The organism is Rhodovulum bhavnagarense, assembly GCF_004343505.1.
Classification (GTDB): domain Bacteria; phylum Pseudomonadota; class Alphaproteobacteria; order Rhodobacterales; family Rhodobacteraceae; genus Rhodovulum; species Rhodovulum bhavnagarense.
The window spans coordinates 113,498-133,541 of the sequence record NZ_SLXU01000001.1 but is presented as its reverse complement, the minus strand read 5'-3'; the positions used below and the strand labels follow the sequence as shown (position 1 = coordinate 133,541).

General features: G+C 65.0%; 19 protein-coding genes. 10 read left to right on the top strand and 9 right to left on the bottom strand.

The genetic code is table 11. The features are described 5' to 3' along the window. Window positions 1-9 precede the first annotated feature (9 nt). Window positions 10-2,256 (top strand): phosphoenolpyruvate--protein phosphotransferase, encoded by a 2,247-nt coding sequence (gene ptsP / locus EV663_RS00650; RefSeq protein ID WP_132949838.1) that lies wholly within the window; start codon window positions 10-12, stop codon window positions 2,254-2,256. A gap of 74 nt (window positions 2,257-2,330) precedes the next feature. On the opposite strand, the gene EV663_RS00645 is transcribed toward ptsP, so the two are convergent. Next, window positions 2,331-2,819, bottom strand: a complete 489-nt coding sequence (locus EV663_RS00645; protein ID WP_132949837.1) for a GNAT family N-acetyltransferase — start codon at window positions 2,817-2,819, stop codon at window positions 2,331-2,333. A gap of 78 nt (window positions 2,820-2,897) precedes the next feature. Between EV663_RS00645 and EV663_RS00640 the strand changes: the two genes are divergently transcribed. Together EV663_RS00640 and EV663_RS00635 are read left to right on the top strand one after the other, a co-directional pair. Then, window positions 2,898-3,503: a flavin reductase family protein gene (locus EV663_RS00640; RefSeq protein ID WP_132949836.1), complete on the top strand. Its 606-nt coding sequence runs from the start codon at window positions 2,898-2,900 to the stop codon at window positions 3,501-3,503. 148 nt (window positions 3,504-3,651) lie between these two features. Beyond that, complete coding sequence (locus EV663_RS00635; protein ID WP_132949835.1) at window positions 3,652-4,524, top strand: S-methyl-5'-thioadenosine phosphorylase; 873 nt, start codon at window positions 3,652-3,654, stop codon at window positions 4,522-4,524. Window positions 4,525-4,578: 54 nt separating this feature from the next. On the opposite strand, the gene EV663_RS00630 is transcribed toward EV663_RS00635, so the two are convergent. After that, window positions 4,579-5,157, bottom strand: coding sequence for a YqgE/AlgH family protein (locus EV663_RS00630; protein ID WP_132949834.1), 579 nt, complete (start codon window positions 5,155-5,157; stop codon window positions 4,579-4,581). 114 nt (window positions 5,158-5,271) lie between these two features. Here EV663_RS00630 and EV663_RS00625 point away from each other — a divergent pair, with 114 nt between their 5' ends. Next, window positions 5,272-6,141 carry a protein-disulfide reductase DsbD domain-containing protein gene (locus tag EV663_RS00625; RefSeq protein ID WP_132949833.1) on the top strand — a complete coding sequence of 290 codons (870 nt, stop codon included), beginning with the start codon at window positions 5,272-5,274 and terminating at the stop codon, window positions 6,139-6,141. Here EV663_RS00625 and EV663_RS00620 read toward each other — a convergent pair. The 4 genes from EV663_RS00620 to EV663_RS00605 form a co-directional block, all read right to left on the bottom strand. Then, window positions 6,093-9,491 (bottom strand): efflux RND transporter permease subunit, encoded by a 3,399-nt coding sequence (locus tag EV663_RS00620; RefSeq protein WP_132949832.1) that lies wholly within the window; start codon window positions 9,489-9,491, stop codon window positions 6,093-6,095. The two genes, EV663_RS00625 and EV663_RS00620, sit on opposite strands and share 49 nt — an antisense overlap. 3 nt (window positions 9,492-9,494) lie before the next feature. Next, window positions 9,495-10,955 carry an efflux RND transporter periplasmic adaptor subunit gene (locus tag EV663_RS00615; RefSeq protein WP_132949831.1) on the bottom strand — a complete coding sequence of 487 codons (1,461 nt, stop codon included), beginning with the start codon at window positions 10,953-10,955 and terminating at the stop codon, window positions 9,495-9,497. Window positions 10,956-11,055: 100 nt separating this feature from the next. Continuing rightward, complete coding sequence (gene moaB / locus EV663_RS00610; protein ID WP_132949830.1) at window positions 11,056-11,598, bottom strand: molybdenum cofactor biosynthesis protein B; 543 nt, start codon at window positions 11,596-11,598, stop codon at window positions 11,056-11,058. 254 nt (window positions 11,599-11,852) lie between these two features. Next, on the bottom strand, window positions 11,853-12,689 hold the full coding sequence (locus EV663_RS00605) for a uracil-DNA glycosylase (protein ID WP_132949829.1): 837 nt from the start codon (window positions 12,687-12,689) through the stop codon (window positions 11,853-11,855). A 103-nt stretch (window positions 12,690-12,792) separates the two neighbouring features. On the opposite strand from EV663_RS00605, the gene EV663_RS00600 reads away from it, so the two are divergent. From EV663_RS00600 to EV663_RS15540, 5 genes are read left to right on the top strand one after another with little or no spacing between them, the layout of a single operon-like run. Beyond that, a complete protein-coding gene (locus EV663_RS00600) occupies window positions 12,793-13,752 on the top strand; it encodes an aspartate carbamoyltransferase catalytic subunit (protein ID WP_132949828.1) in 960 nt (319 codons plus the stop codon). Continuing rightward, complete coding sequence (locus tag EV663_RS00595) at window positions 13,745-14,176, top strand: hypothetical protein (protein WP_132949827.1); 432 nt, start codon at window positions 13,745-13,747, stop codon at window positions 14,174-14,176. Before EV663_RS00600 ends, EV663_RS00595 begins: the two co-directional genes overlap by 8 nt. Further along, a complete protein-coding gene (gene pyrC, locus EV663_RS00590) occupies window positions 14,176-15,450 on the top strand; it encodes a dihydroorotase (RefSeq protein ID WP_132949826.1) in 1,275 nt (424 codons plus the stop codon). Before EV663_RS00595 ends, pyrC begins: the two co-directional genes overlap by 1 nt. A 3-nt stretch (window positions 15,451-15,453) precedes the next feature. Next, on the top strand, window positions 15,454-16,071 hold the full coding sequence (plsY, locus tag EV663_RS00585; protein WP_132949825.1) for a glycerol-3-phosphate 1-O-acyltransferase PlsY: 618 nt from the start codon (window positions 15,454-15,456) through the stop codon (window positions 16,069-16,071). Beyond that, entirely contained in the window at window positions 16,068-16,244 is a 177-nt protein-coding gene (locus EV663_RS15540; RefSeq protein ID WP_165910099.1) for a hypothetical protein, read from the top strand. Before plsY ends, EV663_RS15540 begins: the two co-directional genes overlap by 4 nt. A gap of 75 nt (window positions 16,245-16,319) precedes the next feature. Here EV663_RS15540 and EV663_RS00580 read toward each other — a convergent pair whose 3' ends face one another. From EV663_RS00580 to EV663_RS00570, 3 genes are read right to left on the bottom strand one after another with little or no spacing between them, the layout of a single operon-like run. Beyond that, window positions 16,320-17,690, bottom strand: a complete 1,371-nt coding sequence (locus EV663_RS00580; protein WP_132949824.1) for a glutamate--cysteine ligase — start codon at window positions 17,688-17,690, stop codon at window positions 16,320-16,322. Between the two features lie 60 nt (window positions 17,691-17,750). Further along, window positions 17,751-18,272, bottom strand: coding sequence for a hypothetical protein (locus EV663_RS00575; protein ID WP_132949823.1), 522 nt, complete (start codon window positions 18,270-18,272; stop codon window positions 17,751-17,753). Then, entirely contained in the window at window positions 18,269-19,006 is a 738-nt protein-coding gene (locus EV663_RS00570) for a 16S rRNA (uracil(1498)-N(3))-methyltransferase (RefSeq protein WP_132949822.1), read from the bottom strand. Before EV663_RS00570 ends, EV663_RS00575 begins: the two co-directional genes overlap by 4 nt. Here EV663_RS00570 and ubiA point away from each other — a divergent pair. Further along, entirely contained in the window at window positions 19,005-19,985 is a 981-nt protein-coding gene (gene ubiA / locus EV663_RS00565; RefSeq protein ID WP_243697836.1) for a 4-hydroxybenzoate octaprenyltransferase, read from the top strand. The genes EV663_RS00570 and ubiA overlap by 2 nt on opposite strands. Window positions 19,986-20,044: the final 59 nt, after the last annotated feature.

Below are 20,044 nucleotides of genomic sequence, written 5' to 3'. Positions count from 1 at the left end.
CGGGGGCAAATGCCCGAACAAACGGACAGCGCGAGCCGCAGGCTGCTTGGCCGCCTGCGCGACACCCTCGCCGAGCCCGGTGCAGGGCAAGAGCGGCTTGATCGCATCACCCGCATCATCGCCGAACAGGTGGGCACGGATGTGTGTTCCATCTACCTGTTCCGCGACGCCGATACCCTGGAGCTATGCGCAACCGAGGGGCTAAAGCCGGAATCTGTCCACCAGACGCGCCTGCGCGTTGGCGAGGGGCTGGTTGGCCGCGTCGCCAAGACCGCCCGCCCGATCAACACCGGCAACGCGCCGCAGGAACGCGGCTTTCGTTACATGCCCGAAACGGGCGAGGAAATCTATTCCTCCTTCCTGGGCGTGCCGGTGCAACGTCTGGGCGAACGGCTGGGTGTTCTTGTTGTCCAGTCAAAGGAGGGTCGGCAATATTCCGACGACGAGATCTACGCCCTGGAAGTCGTCGCGATGGTGCTTGCCGAAATGACGGAACTTGGCGCCTTTGTCGGCGAGGGCGAGGCGCTGAGCGCACTTCATTCCCGCCCGGCAATGATCCGGGGCACCGTCGCGCAAGAAGGTGTGGCCATGGGCCATGTCTGGCTGCACGAACCACGTGTGGTCGTCACCAGGCCGATCGCCGATGATCCGGCCACGGAACTGGCCCGCCTGAACGAGGCCGTCGACCGGCTGCGCGTGACCGTCGACCAGATGCTGAACGGCGCACCCGACGGCGATAGCGAACAGTTGCAGGTGCTGGAAGCCTACCGGATGTTCGCCAATTCCCGCGGCTGGAAACGCCGGATGGAAGAGGATATCACCCGCGGCCTGTCCGCCGAGGCCGCGGTCGAAAAGGAACAATCCGCCGCACGTGCCCGGATGCAGACCGTTCCCGACCCCTATCTGCGCGAGCGGCTGCATGACCTCGACGACCTGTCCAACCGCCTGTTGCGCATACTGACAGGCCAGGGCGAACGCACCGGAGCCGAACGCCCCTCTGACCCGATCCTGATCGCGCGCAATATCGGACCCGGCGAATTGCTGGATTACGGACGCTCTCTGCGTGGCATCGTGCTGGAGGAAGGCTCGGTCGGCAGTCACGCGGCGATCGTGGCGCGCGCGCTGGCAATCCCCTTGATCGTACATGCAGGCCGGATCACAACCGAGGCGCTGAATGGCGACCCGATCCTTGTCGATGGCGAACAGGGCATCGTGCATCTGCGCCCCGAGGAAACCGTCGCCGCCGCGTTCCGCGACAAGATGGCGATGCAGGCAAAGGCGCTGAAACGCTATGCCTCGATCCGCAAGGAACCGGCGCTGACACTGTGCGGCAGCCGGGTTGCGCTGACGATGAATGCGGGGCTGATGGCGGACCTGCCCTCGTTGGACAGTTCCGGGGCCGAGGGCGTTGGCCTGTTCCGCACGGAGTTGCAATTCCTGGTGCGTTCCAACGTGCCCCGGCGCAGCGAACTGGCCGCCCTTTATGCGCGCGTCATGGATGCCGCGGACGGCAAACGGGTCGTGTTCCGAACCCTCGATATCGGCTCGGACAAGATGCTGCCCTACATGAAGCGTCGCGACGAGCCCAACCCCGCGCTTGGTTGGCGCGCGATCCGGGTCGGGCTGGATCGGCCCGGCGTTATGCGAATGCAGTTGCAGGCGCTCATCCGGGCGGCAAACGGTCGGCCGCTCGCCCTTATGTTTCCTTTCATCGCGCAACTCGACGAGTTTCGCGCCGCGCGCGAACATGTCTTCAACGAGTTGGAACGCGAAGAGCGACTTGGCCGCGCCCTGCCCGAAAAGGTCGAGATCGGCGCGATGCTGGAAACGCCGTCAATGGCCTTTGCGCCTCGGCAATTCTACGAAGAGGCCGATTTCATCTCGATCGGCGGCAACGATCTGAAACAGTTCTTTTTTGCCGCCGACCGCGAGAACGAGCATGTGCGCCGCCGGTATGACACGCTGAATGTCAGTTTCCTGACTTTCCTCGAACTGATCGTGAAACGCTGCGCCGAGACCGGCACACCGCTCAGCTTTTGCGGCGAGGATGCGGGGCGGCCGGTCGAGGCGCTGTGCTTTGCCGCCATCGGGCTGAGGGCGTTGTCGATGCGCCCGGCCTCGATCGGGCCGGTCAAGCACATGCTGCGCAAAAGCGACCTTTCCGAGGCCCGTGCGGTCATCGACGCGGCACGCGCCAGCGGGGCGCAATCGGTGCGCCCGGCGGTGATGGACTGGCTGCGTCGGCGGGGGGAATGACCGCTGGCATCCCGACCAGCGGTTTTTCACGAAAATTTCCCGTCGCGTCACGTTGCGGCCATCATCGCGCGCCCTCACGCATCCGCGCGCGTCACCTCGCCCGTAACGCCCGCCCATGCCCCCGGCACCAGGTCGATTCCCAGCACGCGCTCGGGGTTGGTGGGCGGCGGCATGATCACCCCGTTCAGGCGCGCAAAACCAAAGCGTTCGTAATAGGGCGCATCACCCACCAGCATCACCCGTGCATGGCCAAGATCCCGCGCCCTTTCCAGCGAGGCACGGATCAGTGCGGCCCCCAGCCCCTCGCCTTGGCGCGTGGGATGCACCGCGATCGGCCCCAGCAACAGCGCCGGAACACCCCCCACCCGCACCGGCCAATAACGGATCGCAGCGGCAAGAATGCCGTCACGGTCGCGCACGATCAATGATAACGGGGCCACCGGCGCCACGCCCTCACGCAGCCGGTAAGAGGACAGCGCGGTGCGGCCGGGGGCAAAGCACAGGTCATAAAGCCCCTCGACCTCCCACCAGTCTGCCGCGGTTTCTTGTGCCAGACGGATCACGCGCGCCCCTGCCTTCCTGCTGGAAACGGCCCTAGCACGGGGTTATGCCGGGGGCAAACGCCAGCGAGATATGCACCCATGTTCTACCGCCCCCAAGACGGCCACGGCCTGCCCCGCAACCCGTTCAACGCAATCGTCACGCCGCGCCCGATCGGCTGGATTTCCACCCGTGACGCCAAGGGCGCCGACAACCTTGCGCCCTATTCCTTTTTCAACGCGGTCGCCTATGAGCCGCCACAGGTGATGTTCGCCTCGACCGCCGCGAAACCGGATCGAGACGGCACCAAGGACAGCGTTGCCAATATCCGCGAGACCGGCGTGTTTTGCGTGAATATCGTCGCCTTCGAGATGCGTGACGCGATGAACGCGACCTCGGGTGCCTTCGGGCGCGAAATCGACGAATTCGAACAGGCAGGCATCGCCAAGGCGGACTGCCAGACCATCGCCTGCGCCCGCGTAGCAGAGGCGCCCGCAAACCTGGAATGCCGCCTGACCCAAATCCTGCAACTTCCGGGCGCGGCCAATTTCGCCGTTTTCGGCGAAGTCACCGGCATTCACATGCGCGACGATTTCGTTGTCGCGGGGTATTTCGACGTCACGCAGTTTCGACCGCTGGCCCGAATGGGCTATCGCGATTACGCCGTGATCGACGCTCTATTCGCGCTCGATCGTCCCGACGACTAGGTACCGGACGTGATTTTCGACGAAAAATCAGGTCTACGGGCCCGGCCTGTTCCGATTTCCCCCCTGCGGCCACGCTGCGGCTTCACTTGGTGGCTGATCCCGGTAGAAGGGGCGCGCATGCCAATTCAACGAAAAAAGGGCGGATGACATGGAACGGATGATCGCGGTGATCGGTGGCTCGGGCGTCTATGACATCGACGGGCTGGAGGACGCGCAATGGACAGCGGTAGAAAGCCCCTGGGGCACACCGTCGGACGAGATCCTGACCGGAACGTTGGACGGGGTTAAGATGGCATTCCTGCCGCGCCATGGCCGGGGCCACGTGCATTCGCCCTCGACCGTGCCCTACCGCGCCAATATCGACGCGCTCAAACGGCTGGGGACGACAGATATCGTGTCGGTGTCCGCCTGCGGGTCATTCCGCGAAGAACTGGCGCCGGGTGATTTCGTGGTCGTGGACCAATTCATCGACCGCACCTTCGCCCGCGAGAAGAGCTTTTTCGGCCAGGGCTGCGTCGCCCATGTCAGCGTCGCGCACCCGACCTGCGGCAGGCTTGGCGCCCATTGCCTTCAGGCCGCCCGCGACGAGGGCATCACAATCCACCAGGGCGGCACCTACCTGGCGATGGAGGGGCCGCAATTCTCGACGCTGGCGGAATCGAAACTCTACCGGGAAAACTGGGGCTGCGACGTGATCGGCATGACCAACATGCCCGAGGCGAAACTCGCCCGCGAGGCCGAAATCTGTTATGCCTCGATCGCCATGGTCACCGATTACGATTGCTGGCACCCCGACCACGACGCGGTCGAGGTGGCCGACATCGTCAAGACGCTTGTCGGCAATGCCGAAAAGGCCCGCGCGATGGTGACCCGGTTGCCGGGACTTCTGGGCGCCCACAAGCCTTGTGAGAAGGGCTGTGATACGGCACTGGAATACGCCCTTATCACGGCGCCGGAAAAACGCGACCCGGCGCTGGTCGCGCGGCTGGACGCGATTGCCGGGCGGGTGTTGAACGCCTGAGGCCGCGGGCGCGGCAAGGGCGGGCCTTGGGTGGCAGCGATCACCCTGCCGCCTTCAGGCATGTCCGGCGGCGGCGGACAGCATCAGGGGATCTATACCAAGGGTGCGCAATGCGCGTTCCCATTTGGTCGCGTCCGCCTCGTCAAAGACAAGTTCGGGCGCGGCCTCACAGGTAAGCCAGCCGTTCTGCTGGATCTCGCCCTCTAGCTGGCCGGGCCCCCAGCCCGCATAGCCTAATGCCAAGAGCGCGCGGGCCGGACCATCGCCTCGTGCGATGTCCGCAAGGACATCCACCGTCGCCGACATGGCAAAGCGGCCATCGACCCTTAGCGTGCTGTCGCGGTCGCCGCCATAGTCGCCGCTATGCAGGACAAAACCGCGGGCATGTTCCACCGGCCCCCCGAAATGGACGCGCACCGGGCGCGCGCCCGGGGCACTCGGAATGCCGAGTTGTTCAAGAAGGTCAGAAAACGACAAACCTTTCAAAGGCTTGTTTATGATCAACCCCATCGCCCCCTCGTCGGAATGGGCGCAAAGATAGACCACGCTTTTCTCGAAACGGGGATCGCCCATGCCCGGCATCGCGATCAACAGCTTGCCGCTCAACTGAAGGAGGTGTCGGATCGCGCTCATATCCCGAGAATGAGCCCGCGCCGTTCCCGGCGCAAGCCGGAGCGCGACACTTTTCGCAACGCTCTCGCCCGAATGTGATTTTTGCTTTCCGTGGCTCTTGATATGGTGTCGGCCATGACCTGTATACGGAACAGAACCCTTGTGGCCGCCGCGGCGTTGGTTGTCCTTGTTGCGCAGCCGCGGTTGGCCGGCGCAGCCGACGACCAGATCTTGAATGCAGAGATCCTGCCCGGATGGCAAACTGCCTCGGGCACCTACATGGCTGGTCTGCGGCTGGACTTGGCGCCGGGATGGAAAACCTACTGGCGCGCGCCGGGGGATGCAGGCATTCCGCCGCGCTTTGACTGGTCAGGGTCGGATAACCTGGCCGATGTCCAGGTGCATTGGCCCAGGCCCAAACTGTTCTCGAACAACGACATGCGCACGATCGGATATGAAACGCAGGTGGTGCTTCCGGTCGAGTTGACCCCGGCGCGTCCGGGCGAACCCATTGCGTTGCGCGCCCGCATCGAGCTGGGCGTATGCCATGACATCTGCATGCCGATGGACCTGGATCTCGCCGCGCCCCTGCCCGCAGCGGGCACGGGGCGACAACAGGCCCCAATTCGCGCAGCCCTTGCCGCGCGTCCCATGCCCGGCGACCAGGCCCAAGTGGGCGAGGTGCTCTGTGCGGTCGAACCGATTTCCGACGGAATTCGGCTGACGGCAAAGATCGACGTGCCCGAACTTGGCGACGGCGAGGCGGCGGTGTTCGAACTGGGCGATCCCTCGATCTGGGTGTCAGAGGCACAAACCCTGCGGGCGGGGCAGACAATGGTGGCCCATGCCGACCTCGTTCCTGTCAGCGGCAGACCCTTCGAGCTGGACCGAGCCTCGGTGCGGATCACCCTTCTGAGTACGGAACAGGCCATCGATATCCGGGGCTGCGCGGGGGATCAGCCCGCGCGCCCTGCCCGCCCGATAGCCAGCGCCGCGGCCGAATAGGCCACCAGCACCACCAACACAGCCCCCCCGAGAAACAGGCCCAGAGCCGCAGGCAGCGCGGGAGCCTGACTAAGCGGCGGCACCATCCCGGTCAGCGCACCGGGCAGCGCCCCGGTCACGATCGCAGCGCCCATCGTCGCGGCGAACCACAAACCGAGGATCGCGGCCGCCCCGCCCGTGGCCAACCTGACCGACCGCCCCCGCGCCCCCGCGCGCAGAGCATGGCGCAGCGCGGCGCGCTGGCGGGCGACATCCTGCTGCATGGCCAGCAAAGCCGGCACCACCAGCAACACGAGAAAGACCCCAAAGCCCAGCCCATAGACCAACGTGATCACGGTGGGCTTCAGGAATTGGGCCTGTTGGGACTTCTCGAACAGAAGCGGCGCAAGTCCCAAAACCGTGGTCGCCGTCGTCAACAGCACCGGTCGCAACCGGTCGCATGCCGCATCGATGATCGCCGGGAAAAGACCCCGCGTGCGGGCGTATTCATCGACCGTGCTGACTAGAACGATGGAATCGTTGATGATGATGCCAACCATCCCGATCAGGCCGACCACTGTGAACATCGACAGGGGCACACCCCAATGCATGTGGCCGTAAACCACCCCGATCAGCCCAAAGGGGATCACCGCCATCACCACCACGGGCCTTGTCCAGCTTGAGAATATCCAGGCCAGCACGAGGTAGATTCCGATCAGGGTGATGTAGAGACCGAATTTCGCATCTGCAAGAAACTCGCTTTCTTGCTCGGCCAGGCCCGATAGGCGCCATGCGACGCCATGCTCTGACTCGATCCGGGGCAGGATCACCTCCTGCAGTTCGGTCATGATCTGTTCGGCGCGGGCCGGGTCGTCCTCGGAAATGTCGCCAGTAACCGACACCACGCGCAGCCCGTTTTCGCGCCGCACGGTGGAAAATCCGGTTCGCTGTTGCACGGTCACGATGTCGGACAGCGGCAAGTATTGCCCAGAGGGCGCGCGCAGCAGGGTGCGTTCGAGGAAATCGGCGGTCAGCTCGCCCTCGGGCAGTTCCACCCGGATCGTGGCCGAGCGGGGGCCGTCGGGATAGGTCGCGGCCTCGATCCCGTTCAGGCGGTGACGCAGCACGCCGCCAAGACCATCAATGGTGAAACCCAATGCCGACCCTTGCGGGGTCAGGTCGAGGATCAGCTCTTCCTTGTCATAGGCCATGCTGTCCTCGACGGCGGAGACCTCACCATACTGGGCAAGCTCGGTCTTCAGCGCCTCGGCCGCGGCTTTCAGCGTATCGGCATCGGCCCCGTAGAATTGCACGTCCAGCGCATCGCCACCGGGTCCCGCGCGCCAGCCGCGAAAGCTGACGGTTTCGACCCTTGGATGCTGGCGCACGGCGTCCTGCAACTCGCCGACGAACTGAAACGAGGAATAGGAGCGCAGATCGGCGTCGATAAGTTCGATTGCGATCGAGCCCAGCAGATCCTCATCCTTGGTATCCGCCCCGGCAAGCCCGCGCCCGGTCGTGCCCCCAACCTGGGCCAGCACGTAATCCAGCGGGTTAACGCCATGCTCTGCCTCATATCTCGCGGCGACCTCTTCGGTTGCGCGCTGCATCTCACGCATCATTTCCAGCGTGTCCTCGCGGGTTGCCCCCGGAAGCATGGCAAAATTCCCGGTGACCGAGCTTTGCTCGGGCGCGTTGAAAAAGCGCCACGGCACATCGCCCCGGATCAAGAGCGACACCTGGCTGGCAAGCAACAGGATGGTCAGGGCCATCACCGGGTAACGCGCCCAGACCACACCGGCCATGAAGGGACGAAAAAGGCTGCGCCGAAACCAGCCAAACCCGCGATTGACCACCCTGGAGGGTGCATCGTACCAATGCTGTTTCGCCGAATGGGCGAGGGCATGGGCCATGTGGTTGGGCAGGATCAGAAAACATTCGACCAGAGAGGCCAACAGCACCACGATCACCGTGAAGGGAATGTCGGCAATCATGTCACCGAACCGGCCACCGATCAGAACCAGCCCGAAAAACGCGATCACCGTGGTCAAGGTCGATGAAAAGACCGGTGCAGCCATGCGGCGCGCGGCATTTTCTGCGGCCTCTACAGGCCCCTCGCCCAGTCGGCGGGCGCGGAAATCGGCATGTTCGCCGACCACGATCGCGTCATCGACCACGATGCCCAGCGTGATGATCAGCGCGAACAGCGAGATCATGTTGATCGTCAGGCCCGACACATACATCAGCGCGACCGTGGCCAGCATCGCCACCGGGATGCCCGCGGCCACCCAGAAGGCCGTGCGCGCATTGAGAAACAGGAACAACAGCACCAGCACCAGCCCCAGCCCCATCAGCCCGTTATCGAGCAGGATATCCAGCCGCCCCTGGATGTAATCCGCCCGCGTGCGGATCAGGTCGACCGACACGCCGGGGGGGAGGGTCGCCTGCAACTCGGCCGCCACTTCTTCGACCCGGTGTTGCAAGGCAATGGCATCGCCCTGCGCCGATCGATCGACCCGCACGCTGATTGCTGGATTTTCATCCACGAAATAGGCCCTTGCGCGATCCACGCCTTCAAGCCGGATCGTGGCGACATCGCCCACGGTCAGTTTCGAGCCGTCCGCGTTGGAACGCAGCACGATTTCCGCGATCCGGTCGGCGGCGCGCTTTTCCACGCCGGTGCGCACCCGCGCGCTACCGCCCGCGACGTCGCCGGCCGGGGCCGTGTCGACCTCGGCGGCGATGGCCTCGGCAATCTGGGCCATGGTCACGTCATGGCGGATGAGTTCCCCCGAAGGAACCTCGATCACCGTTTCGGAGGCAGCAAGGCCCTGGATGGTCGTGCGCGTTACACCGACCGCGAAAAGCCGCGTCACCAATTCATCGGCAAAGCGGCCCAACTGGTCCGGCGCTACGGGCCCGGTGATGACCACGTCGGTTACCCGGTCGCGCCATGCGCCGCGGCGCACTTCTGGTTCCTCGGCCTCATCGGGCAGGGTCGTCACACCGTCGACGGCGGCCTGCACCTCGTCGGCGGCCCGCCCCATATCCCAGCCGGGTTCGAATTCCAGCGTAATCATCGCGCTGCCCTCGGAAGAGCGCGAACTGCTTCCCTCGACACCCTCGACGGCCAGCAAGACAGGCTCCAGCACTTGCACGATGCCTGCATCCACATCCTCGGCACCCGCGCCTTCCCACTGGATCGCGACAGAAATATCGTCGATCACCACGTCGGGGAAAAACTGTGCCCGCATCCGCGGTGCGGCCACGAGGCCTGCCACGATCAGGATCACCAACAACAGGTTCGCCGCCGTCCGGTGGCGCGTGAAATAAGATAGCAAACCGCCCGCGGCGCTGGGAAAGCGGGACATGGATCAGCCTCCCATCCGGCTTTCGAGCCGTTCGATCATCTTCATCGGCACACGCTCCTGTTCAAGCTGAGCCTTGACGCGGGCCTTGGCATCCTCTGGCATCATCGGGTTGCGGTCGACGAAAGCGATCAGGGCGGCGCGTCGCTCGGGGGTCAACACGACCATTTCAGGCGTATCCTGTGCCGCGGCATCGACGCCGCGCCGGATCGGGCGAACCTTGATCCCCGCCCCCAGAAGTGGCGAGCGTTCGGCCACGACCTCGCGCCCTGAGAGCCCCGGCGCGCGCACGATTACACTGTCGCCCTCGCGCCGAAGAAGCGTGACCTCGACCGCCTCGAGCCTGTCATCCTCGCCCAGAACCAGTACCTCTGCGGCGGCGTTCAGAGCCGATGAGGGCAGGCGCGCGACGCCTTTCAGCACGGGTTCCTCGATGCGCACAGTCACGAAATCGCCGGGGCGAAAGCCGGGCGCAACGTCAAGCCGTGCGAATAGCAACCGCCCCACCTGGCCCTCACCGACGGCCGCGCTCTCGCGCGTGATATGTCCCCCGGTCACCAGGTCGGCGCCGAACACGTCCAGAACCGCGGTCACCGGCGCGGGGCGCAAGCGGCCGGCATCGTCCAGAAGGTGGCCATGCTGCACCGTCGAGAGCCGAAAAGAGACCTCCAGCGCCGAGGCGTCGATCAGGTCGGCCACCCGTTCATTGGCAGAGACCAGCCCCCCCTCGGTCAGGCTCACATTGCTCAACTGGCCGGAAAAGGCGGCGAAAACTTCCGTGTCAGCCAGATCGCGCTCCGCCTCGGCAAGGGTTATGCGGGCACGCTGCAACCGGGTGTTGGCGGTTTCCACCGAGGCCTCAGCCTGGGCAACCGACTGGCGGCGCGACACCACCGCCTGATTGGCGGATGCCACCGTCAACTCGGCCTCTTCGACCGCCGAATCGGTGCCAACGCCGCGCGCGCGCAGATCCTTTTGGCGTTCCAGCGCCCGCAGGCGCAGGCGGGCCTGTTCGTCGGTCGCGGCAAGTTCCTGATGCGCCAGGTCCAGCGTACGCCGGGCATCGCGCAGATCGGCCTCTGCCTCTGCCAGGTCGGCACGCGCCATGTCCAGTGCCGATTGCGCATTGGCCGGATCGACGCGCAGCACCAATTCGCCCTTCTCGACCGCGCCGCCCTCTTCGAAATGCGGATGCAGGTAGACCACCTCGCCGCCCGCCTGTGCCCGCACCTCAAGCGTGCGCTGGGCACGCACCTCGCCAAAGGCCGTCATCACCGGGGCGATGTCCTGCGACTGATAGGCCAGCACGTTGACGGCAAAGACCCGCTCGCGGGCGGGACGCTCGACCGGTTCCTGTGCAAGGCGCGCCTTGACAGCGGACAGCACGGAATTGCCCGCATAGGCCAGGATGCCCACCGTCACGGCAACCAGGAACAGCCCCACGAGGCTGCGGCGAAGAAAACGCATAGTCAAATTCCTTTCCCGGCAGGCAAGCTATCGCGCGCAGCCGCTAGATAGGCGCCGGACGCGCATCCGCCAAGCAACAACACCGTTACGCGCGAACCGGCTATTTCCGTCGCCGGTGTTCGTCGAGCCGCGGAAATATCTCGACGAAATTGCAAGGCCGATGTCGATAATCGAACTGCGGAGCGAGAATTTCATCCCAGGCGTCCTTGCAAGCGCCCGGGCTGCCGGGCAGCGCGAACAGGTAGGTCCCCTGCGCCACGCCGCCCGTGGCGCGGCTTTGCACCGCGGAGGTGCCGATCTTGTTCATCGATACGATGGTAAACACCGTGGCAAAGGCCTCGATTTCCTTTTCATAGACATCACGGTGCGCCTCGACGGTCACATCGCGGCCGGTCAGCCCCGTGCCGCCGGTGGAAATCACCACGTCGATGGTGGGGTCGGAACACCAGACGCGCAATTGCGCGGAAATCAAATCGCGTTCATCCGGCAAAATCTCGCGGGCGGCCAGCCTGTGCCCCGCGGCCTCGATCCGGTCGGCCAGGATCTGGCCCGAACGGTCCTCTGCCATGCTGCGGCTGTCCGACACCGTCAGGACCGCGATGCGAACGGGGATGAAGTCCTTGGATTCGTCGATGCGGCTCATCTGTCCTCCCCGATCTCGCCCCGGTGGATAACGGGGCATGGCGGCGACTCGGCCGTTTCAAAGCCGACCCCAGCCCCAGCTATCATGGAAATGACCGCGAACAGCAAGCCGCGGCCGGACGCGAAAGACGGGCTGTCCGATCAAACATCCCCTGCCGAACGGGCGATCGGGGTGACCTCATCCAACCCGTCCGGGGCGTGTAACACCGCACCCCGCCGCCCCCGGTGGCACGCGCAACGCCCTTGCCGGTCTGCTCATGCGAGTTCTCGCAACCTGGCCTGCAACATCAAGAGATCATGCCAAGCCTCGCGCTTGGCATGGGGATTGCGCAACAGGTATGCCGGGTGGAACATCGGCAGCGCCGGCCTGCCCAGCACCTCGGCCCACTGGCCGCGCAAACGGGTGATGCCCTTGCGCCCCAGCAGCGCATTGCAGGAAATATTACCCATAAGCACCAGGATATCGGGGCTTGCCAGTTCGACATGACGCTGCACGAAAGGCAAGAGCATCGCCACTTCGTCGGGCTTTGGATCGCGGTTCTGCGGTGGGCGCCAGGGCAGGACGTTGGTAATATAAATCGCGCGCGCACCATCCGCGCGCGCACCATCGGACATGGCCCGGCCCATACCGATGGCCGCGAACATCCGGTCAAGCAACTGCCCCGCGCGACCGACGAAAGGCTTGCCTTGAATGTCCTCGTCGCGCCCGGGCGCCTCGCCGATCACCATAACGCGCGCGCGCGGGTTTCCATCGGCAAAGACCAGGTTGCGCGCGCCTAGCCTGAGATCGCAGAATTCGAATGCCGCCATCGCCTCTCGCAACTCGCCGAGATCCCTGGCCGCGGCGGCGGCCTGGCGAGCCACCGCAACGGGATCGATGCCGGGGGCGGCGGGCGGCGTTACAGGGGCTGCGACAGGACGGGGGGGAACAGCGGGGGGGGCGGCAGGCCGGTCGGGCGCCATGGCCGCGGAGGATTCCGTTGCCATCTCGTAGCGGTTGACCGGCGCATCACAAATCGCCTCGGTCGCGCCAAGTTCGACCTGCCACGTCAAAAGCGCCAGCGCATCGTGATGATCCAGTACCGACTCCATGCCGCACAGGCTAGGCCGCGCGGCCGGGCACGGCAATGGCCAACGCTCCCTTGCCCGCGACCGGCCCGCTTTCTATAAGCGGGGCGATCAGGTCGGAGGCCCCATGACATTCCGCGCGCGCCATCTGCTGGGCATCGAACCGCTGAAGCCCGACGAAATCCTTACCATCCTGGATCTGGCCGACGAGTATGTCGACCTTAACCGCAGCCCGCAAAAGCACAGCGACGTGCTGGCGGGCATGACCCAGATCAACATGTTCTTCGAGGCCTCTACCCGCACGCAGGCCAGTTTCGAAATCGCGGGCAAGCGGTTGGGCGCGGATGTGATGAACATGGCGATGCAGGCGTCCAGCATAAAAAAGGGTGAGACGCTGATCGACACCGCGCTGACGCTGAACGCGATGCACCCCGACCTGTTGGTTGTGCGGCATCCGAATTCGGGGGCGGTGGACCTCTTGGCGCAAAAGGTCAATTGCGCGGTTCTGAACGCGGGCGACGGGCGGCATGAGCATCCCACCCAGGCACTGCTGGATGCGCTGACAATCCGCCGGGCCAAGGGACGGCTGCACCGGCTGACCATCGCGATATGCGGCGACATTGCGCATTCGCGCGTGGCGCGGTCGAACATCCTTCTTCTGGGCAAGATGGAGAACCGGGTGCGCCTGGTCGGTCCGCCCACGCTGATCCCGGCCAAGGCGACAGAATTCGGTGTCGAAGTCTATGACGACATGAAAGAGGGCTTGGCCGGCGCCGACGTGGTGATGATGCTGCGCCTGCAAAAGGAACGGATGGATGGCGGCTTCATCCCCTCGGAGCGGGAGTATTTCCATCGCTACGGGCTGGATGCCGAAAAACTGGCCCATGCCGCGGACGACGCGATCGTGATGCATCCCGGCCCGATGAACCGGGGCGTGGAAATCGACGGTACGCTCGCCGATGACATCAACCGCAGCGTGATCCAGGAACAGGTGGAAATGGGCGTGGCGGTGCGCATGGCCGCGATGGACCTGCTGGCCCGTAACCTGCGAACCGCGCGCGCGGGGCGGGAGAGCCTGAATGTTTGATCCTGCGACGCAGACGCCCCCCGAACCGGGCGAAGCCGCCCTCGTCCGCTTTTTCCCCGACCGCGCGACGTATGTCAGGGCACATATCCTGCTGGCCTTTGTCGGCGGCCTGGCGGCCAGCGCCATCCTGGCCCTGACCGGCAATCCCCATCCCTGGGTGGGGATCGTGGCCGCGGTTCTGGGCGTGGGCCTGCGCGGGGCCTACCTGATGAAAGAGGAACTGGCCGTGGTCTGGACGCTGACCGACCGCGCCCTTCTGGGCCCCGGCGGGCGCCGCGTGGCGCTGGACAAGATCCGCCTTACCCGGAAGCTGGGCAGCGCGGTGCAGGTGGTGACGCTGACGGGTGACAAGCACCTGGTCAAGTTTCTTGCCGATCCCGAGACAGTGCGCGCACGGATCGAGACAAGCCGGGGAACCGCATGATGAAAACCCTTTTCACGAATGCCCGACTGATCGACCCCGAGGCCGAAACCGACGCGCTCGGCTGGCTCTTGGTAGAGGGCGAGACAATCCTTGCAATCGGAACGGGCGAGGCGCCGCCCGCCGAAACAAAGATCGATTGCGCCGGAAAATGCCTTGCCCCCGGAATTGTCGATATCGGCGTAAAGGTCTGCGAGCCGGGCGAGCGGCACAAGGAAAGCTTTGGCTCGGCAGGTGCGGCGGCGGCGGCCGGCGGCGTGACCACGATGGTCACACGCCCCGATACCTGCCCCGCCATCGACACGCCCGAGGTTCTGGAATTCGTCACTCGCCGCGGGCGCGAGGCCAGCCCGGTCCGAATCAAGCCCATGGCCACCCTGACCAAGGGCCGCGAAGGGCGCGAGATGGTGGAAATCGGATTCCTGCTGGACGCGGGGGCCGTGGCCTTTACCGATGGCGACAGGGTGGTGGAAAACACCAAGGTTCTGAGCCGCGCGATGACCTATGCGCGCAGCCTTGGCGCGCTGGTGATCGCCCATCCCCAAGACCCCGGCCTATCCAAGGGGGCCTGCACCACCTCGGGCAAGTTCGCCTCGCTGCGCGGGTTGCCAGCGGTTGCGCCCATGGCCGAGCGCATGGCGCTTGACCGCGATCTTGCACTGGTGGAAATGACGGGTGCGAAATACCATGCAGACCAGATCACCACGGCGCGCGCCCTGCCCGCGCTGGAACGCGCCAAGCAGAACGGGCGCGACGTGACTGCGGGTGTGTCGATCCATCACCTGACACTGAACGAGCTGGACGTCGGCGATTATCGCACCTTTTTCAAGGTAAAACCGCCCCTGCGGTCCGAGGATGATCGCCTCGCGATGGTCGAGGCGGTGGGCTCGGGCCTCATAGACGTGATCTCGTCCATGCATACGCCGCAAGACGAAGAGTCCAAACGCCTGCCCTACGAAGAGGCCGCCAGCGGGGCCGTGGCACTCGAAACGCTCTTGCCCGCCGCGATGCGGCTTTACCATGCTGGCGCGATCGCCCTGCCCCGTCTGTGGCGGGCACTGTCACTGAACCCGTCGCGGCGGCTGGGGCTTGCGACGGGGCGGCTGGCGCCGGGCGCACCGGCCGATCTGGTCTGGTTCGACCCCGACGCACCCTTCGTGCTGGACCGCTTTGGCCTGCGTTCGAAATCCAAGAACACACCCTTCGACGGCGCAAGGATGCAAGGCCATGTGCTGGGCACCTGGGTGGCTGGAAAACCCGTCTTCGAGAAAGGCTGAGCCATGCCCGTGATCGAAACCTCCCCGCTGATCCTCGGCCTTGTGGCGATCCTGGCCTACCTGCTCGGTGCGGTGCCTTTCGGCATCGTGATGGCGCGGGCCTTCGGGCTGGGGGATCTGCGCAAGGTCGGGTCGGGTAATATCGGGGCGACCAACGTGCTGCGCACAGGCAACAAGCCGGCGGCCTTGCTGACGCTGATCCTCGACGCGGGCAAAGGCGGTTTCGCGGTTCTGATTGCCCGTGCCGCGGTGGGCGACGATGCCGCGCAACTGGCTGGTTTGGCGGCCTTTCTAGGCCACCTCTTTCCGGTCTACCTAGGATTTCGGGGCGGCAAGGGGGTGGCGACCTTTCTCGGCACGGCATTGGCGTTGGCCTGGCCCGTTGGGCTGGCGGCCTGTGGCACCTGGCTGGCAGTGGCGCTGGCACTGCGGTATTCGTCGCTATCGGCGCTGGTCGCCGCCGCGCTGACCCCGGTCTGGGCGATGGTGCTGGGATATGGCCAGATGGCCGGTCTGGCTATGGTGCTGGCAGTACTCATCTATATCCGGCATGCCGGCAATATCCGACGCCTCATCGCCGGGACCGAACCGAAAATCGGCAAAAAGGAACAGGCGAGATGAAACCTTCCGCCAATCGCGAGGCGCGCGACGGCATCCAGCAAATGCACCGTGGCGTCCAGATCGCGTTGGATGCGCTGGTCAATCGCAACGACCCCGAAACGGCGGTCGAAATCCTGCGCCGGCTCGACGTGGCGATGGTAGACTGGATCAACGAAACCCGCGTGTTCCGCTGACGGCCGGAGATCGTTCATCACGGCGAGCAGCACCCTGCCCGCCGCCTTTTCCTGCATGCGTCAAGCAAAACGGGTTCAGTAACAGAACTCTTCGTAGATCCGGCTGAGGTCGCCCCCCCACGCGCCGTGGTACTGTTCCAGCAACTCGTCAGCGGGGGCCTTGCCGGTCTCGATCGAATCCTCCAGCGCGTGAAGGAAATGGCGCTCGTCCTGCACCATGCCGCCCAGGCCGGGACGCGCCCGTGCGCGCAAACCGGACCGCGCGATCAAAACCACCTCGGCGGCCAGCGACAGCATCGACCGCCCATCCACATTGGCCTGCAAACCGTCGCGCGAGGCGGCAACGCGCCATTGCTCGCGGGTTTCGGCATCCCAGCCCTTGACCAGATCCCAGGCCGCATCCAGCGCGTCCTGGTCATAGGTCAACCCCACCCAGAAGGCCGGCAACGCGCACAACCGCCGCCACGGCCCGCCATCAGCGCCGCGCATCTCGATGAATTTCTTGATCCGCGCCTCGGGGAAGATGGTGGTCAGGTGGTCGGCCCAGTCCGACAGTGTCGGCGTCTCGCCCGGCAGCGCGGGCAGTTTCCCGGCCATGAAATCGCGGAAAGACTGGCCCAGCGCGTCGATATACCTGCCGTCCCGGTAGACGAAATACATCGGCACATCGAGCGCGTAATCCACCCACCGCTCGAAGCCGAACCCGTCCTCGAAGACGAAGGGCAACATGCCCGTGCGCGCCGGGTCCAGGTCGCGCCAAACGCGGCTTCGCCAGGATTTGTGGCCGTTAGGCTTTCCTTCCAAAAAGGGCGAGTTGGCGAACAGCGCGGTTGCCACGGGTTGCAGCGCCAGCGCCACCCGCAGCTTTTTCACCATGTCCGCCTCGGACGAGAAGTCGAGATTCACCTGCACCGTGCAGGTGCGGTACATCATCGTCTTGCCCATGGTGCCGACCCGGTCCATGTAATCGGTCATCAGCCGATAGCGCCCTTTCGGCATCACCGGCATGTCCTCGTGTTCCCAGATCGGCGCGGCCCCCAGCCCGATGAAACCCACGCCGATCTCGTCGGCCACATCCTTAACCTCGCGCAGGTGCTCGTTCACCTCGTTGCAGGTCTGGTGAATCGTCTCAAGCGGCGCGCCGGACAGTTCCAACTGGCCACCCGGTTCAAGGCTGATATTGGCGCCGTCCTTTTCCAGCCCGATCAGGTGGTCGCCCTCCAGGACGGGTGACCAGCCATGGCGCACGCGCAGCCCCTCCAGCACTGCCAGCACGGACCGTTCTCCCGCATAGGGGATAGGCTGCAACGTCTTCTTGTCATAGCCGAATTTCTCGTGCTCGGTGCCGATGCGCCAATCATCCTTGGGCTTGCAACCCGCCTCAAGATACTCGGCCAGTTGGGCGCGATCCTCGATCGGGCCGCCACCGGATTGGGGAATGGACATGGGCCGCGGCCTCCGCTTGGTTCCTGCTCGTCGGGGGCAACAGGTGCGCCGGGCGGTCGATCAAGTCAAGGCCAGGCGAGCCTCTCGTCGCCATAGCGTGATCGCCCCGTCCCCCGGCCTGCGGTCAAGCGCGGTCAGGAAGGCCCCCGCACGCGCGCCCGGCAGGGATACAAAAACGTCGTAAAGCGCGGCCGCCCCATGCGCATTGACCGGGATCGTCACACTTTCGCGGGGCGACTGGACCAGCCGCCAGTAACGATGGCCGGCCTCGTCGAAGACCAGCGTGATTTCGTTCAGTTCGCTCAGGGCGACGAAACCACCCTTGTCCGGTCCGTAATAGGCCACCTGCCCCTCGTCGAGGCGCACGAATCCCGGCCCGTCATCGAGGGTACGGAACCGCATGCGCTGCAAACCGACCCAGGCGATTGCGGCCGCTCCGCCGATCACGCCGACCCCCAGCGCCTTGAAAAAGGCGCCACCGGCGCTGAAAAGCCACAACCCCACGATTACCATCGCCAGCGCACCCAGCAATTCGCGCATCCGCATGATCGCCATCATCGCCTCGGGGCGGATCAGGTTCATGTCCAATCTCCCAATGCCAGTTGCCACAGTGTCAGCGCGGCCACCGCTGCGGTATCCGCCCGCAAAACGCGCGGCCCGAGGCTGACCGGATGAGCAAAGGGCAACCCGCGCAGCCGTGCCCTTTCAGTCGGGGAAAACCCGCCCTCGGGGCCGATCAGGATCGCCCAGGGCGCCCCCTCGGGTGCCTCGCCCAGACCTTGGCCCGCGCCCGCCAGTGTCTCGTCACAGAACATCAACTGTCGCCCTTCGGGCCAGCGGACCAGCACATCGTCGAGCCGTCGCAGGTCGTCGACTTCGGGCACGTAGGTGCCGCCGCATTGTTCCGCCGCCTCGACCGCATGAGCCTGCAAACGGTCACGGCGGATGCGCTCGGCATTGGTGAAATCGGTCTGAACCGGGCAGATGCGTGCCGCGCCCAGTTCGGCGGCCTTTTCCACGATGAAATCGGTACGCGCCTTTTTGATGGGCGCGAAAAAGAGCCAAAGATCGGGCGGCGGTCGGAGCGGGCGGGTCCGCGAGACACAGATCAAGGTTCCGCTCCGTTTACCGGCCTCTGCCACCCTGGCCAGCCACTCGCCGCTAAGCCCATCGAACAGCAACAGCGTATCGTCCGGCACAAGCCGCATCACGGAAAAGAGATAATGCGCCTGTTCGCGCGCGAGATGAACGGATTGCCCCTCCCCCAAGGGCTGCTCTACATAGAGCCGGACTTTTGTAAAACGAACATCGCTCATGGGGGTCAGTTTTATGCCTGCGAACGGCGAAACACCAGAGCCGCAAGGCCAGGTCTTCGACGCATACGAAGGCAACTGGGTAGACCGCGACGCGCCCGCCTGGGCACGCCCCTACCTGCGGCTTTCCCGTGCCGACCGGCCGATCGGAACATGGCTGTTGCTGTTGCCCTGCTGGTGGTCGATCACGCTGGCCGCGGCCAGCAGCGGGTTTCTCTGGCTGGACCTGTGGTTGATCGTGGGTACCGCCGCGGGGGCCTTCCTGATGCGGGGGGCAGGCTGTACCTGGAACGACATCACCGACCGCGAGTTCGATGCCAAGGTCGCGCGCACCCGGTCACGTCCGATTCCCTCGGGTCAGGTGAGTGTGCGGGGCGCAATCGCATGGCTGGTTATCCAGTCGCTGGTGGCCCTCGGCATCCTGCTGACCTTCAACGCCAACGCGATCGCGATGGGCGTCGGGTCACTGGCGCTGGTGGCGATTTACCCGTTCGCCAAGCGTTTTACCTATTGGCCGCAAGTCTTCCTCGGGCTTGCGTTCAACTGGGGGGCGCTGTTGCTTTGGGTTGCGCATACCGGAAGCCTGGGTTGGCCGGCGCTGCTGCTTTACGCTTCCGGCATTGCCTGGACGATCTTTTACGACACGATCTACGCCCATCAGGACAAGGACGACGACACCCTGATCGGGGTCAAATCGACCGCCCTGTTGTTTGGCGAGTTGACAGACCTGCGGCTGCACCAGTTCCTTTTGCTATCGGTTGCACTGATGGTCCTTGCGGTTATGACGGCGCTGGTCGGGCATGGGTCAGGCGCTGGTCTGTTCGTGGGGCTGCTGGGCGTTGCTGGCTTTGCCGGGCATCTCTACTGGCAACTTTCCCAGCTTGATCCCGATGACGGCGAAACCTGCCTGCGCCTGTTCCGCGCCAACCGGGATGCGGGGCTGATCCCGGTCCTGTTCTTCGGGCTTGCCATTCTTGCCTGATTGAAACGGGCCAGCCACCGCTCTAAGGAGGGTCATCCGATGATCCGCAACGCCGGACA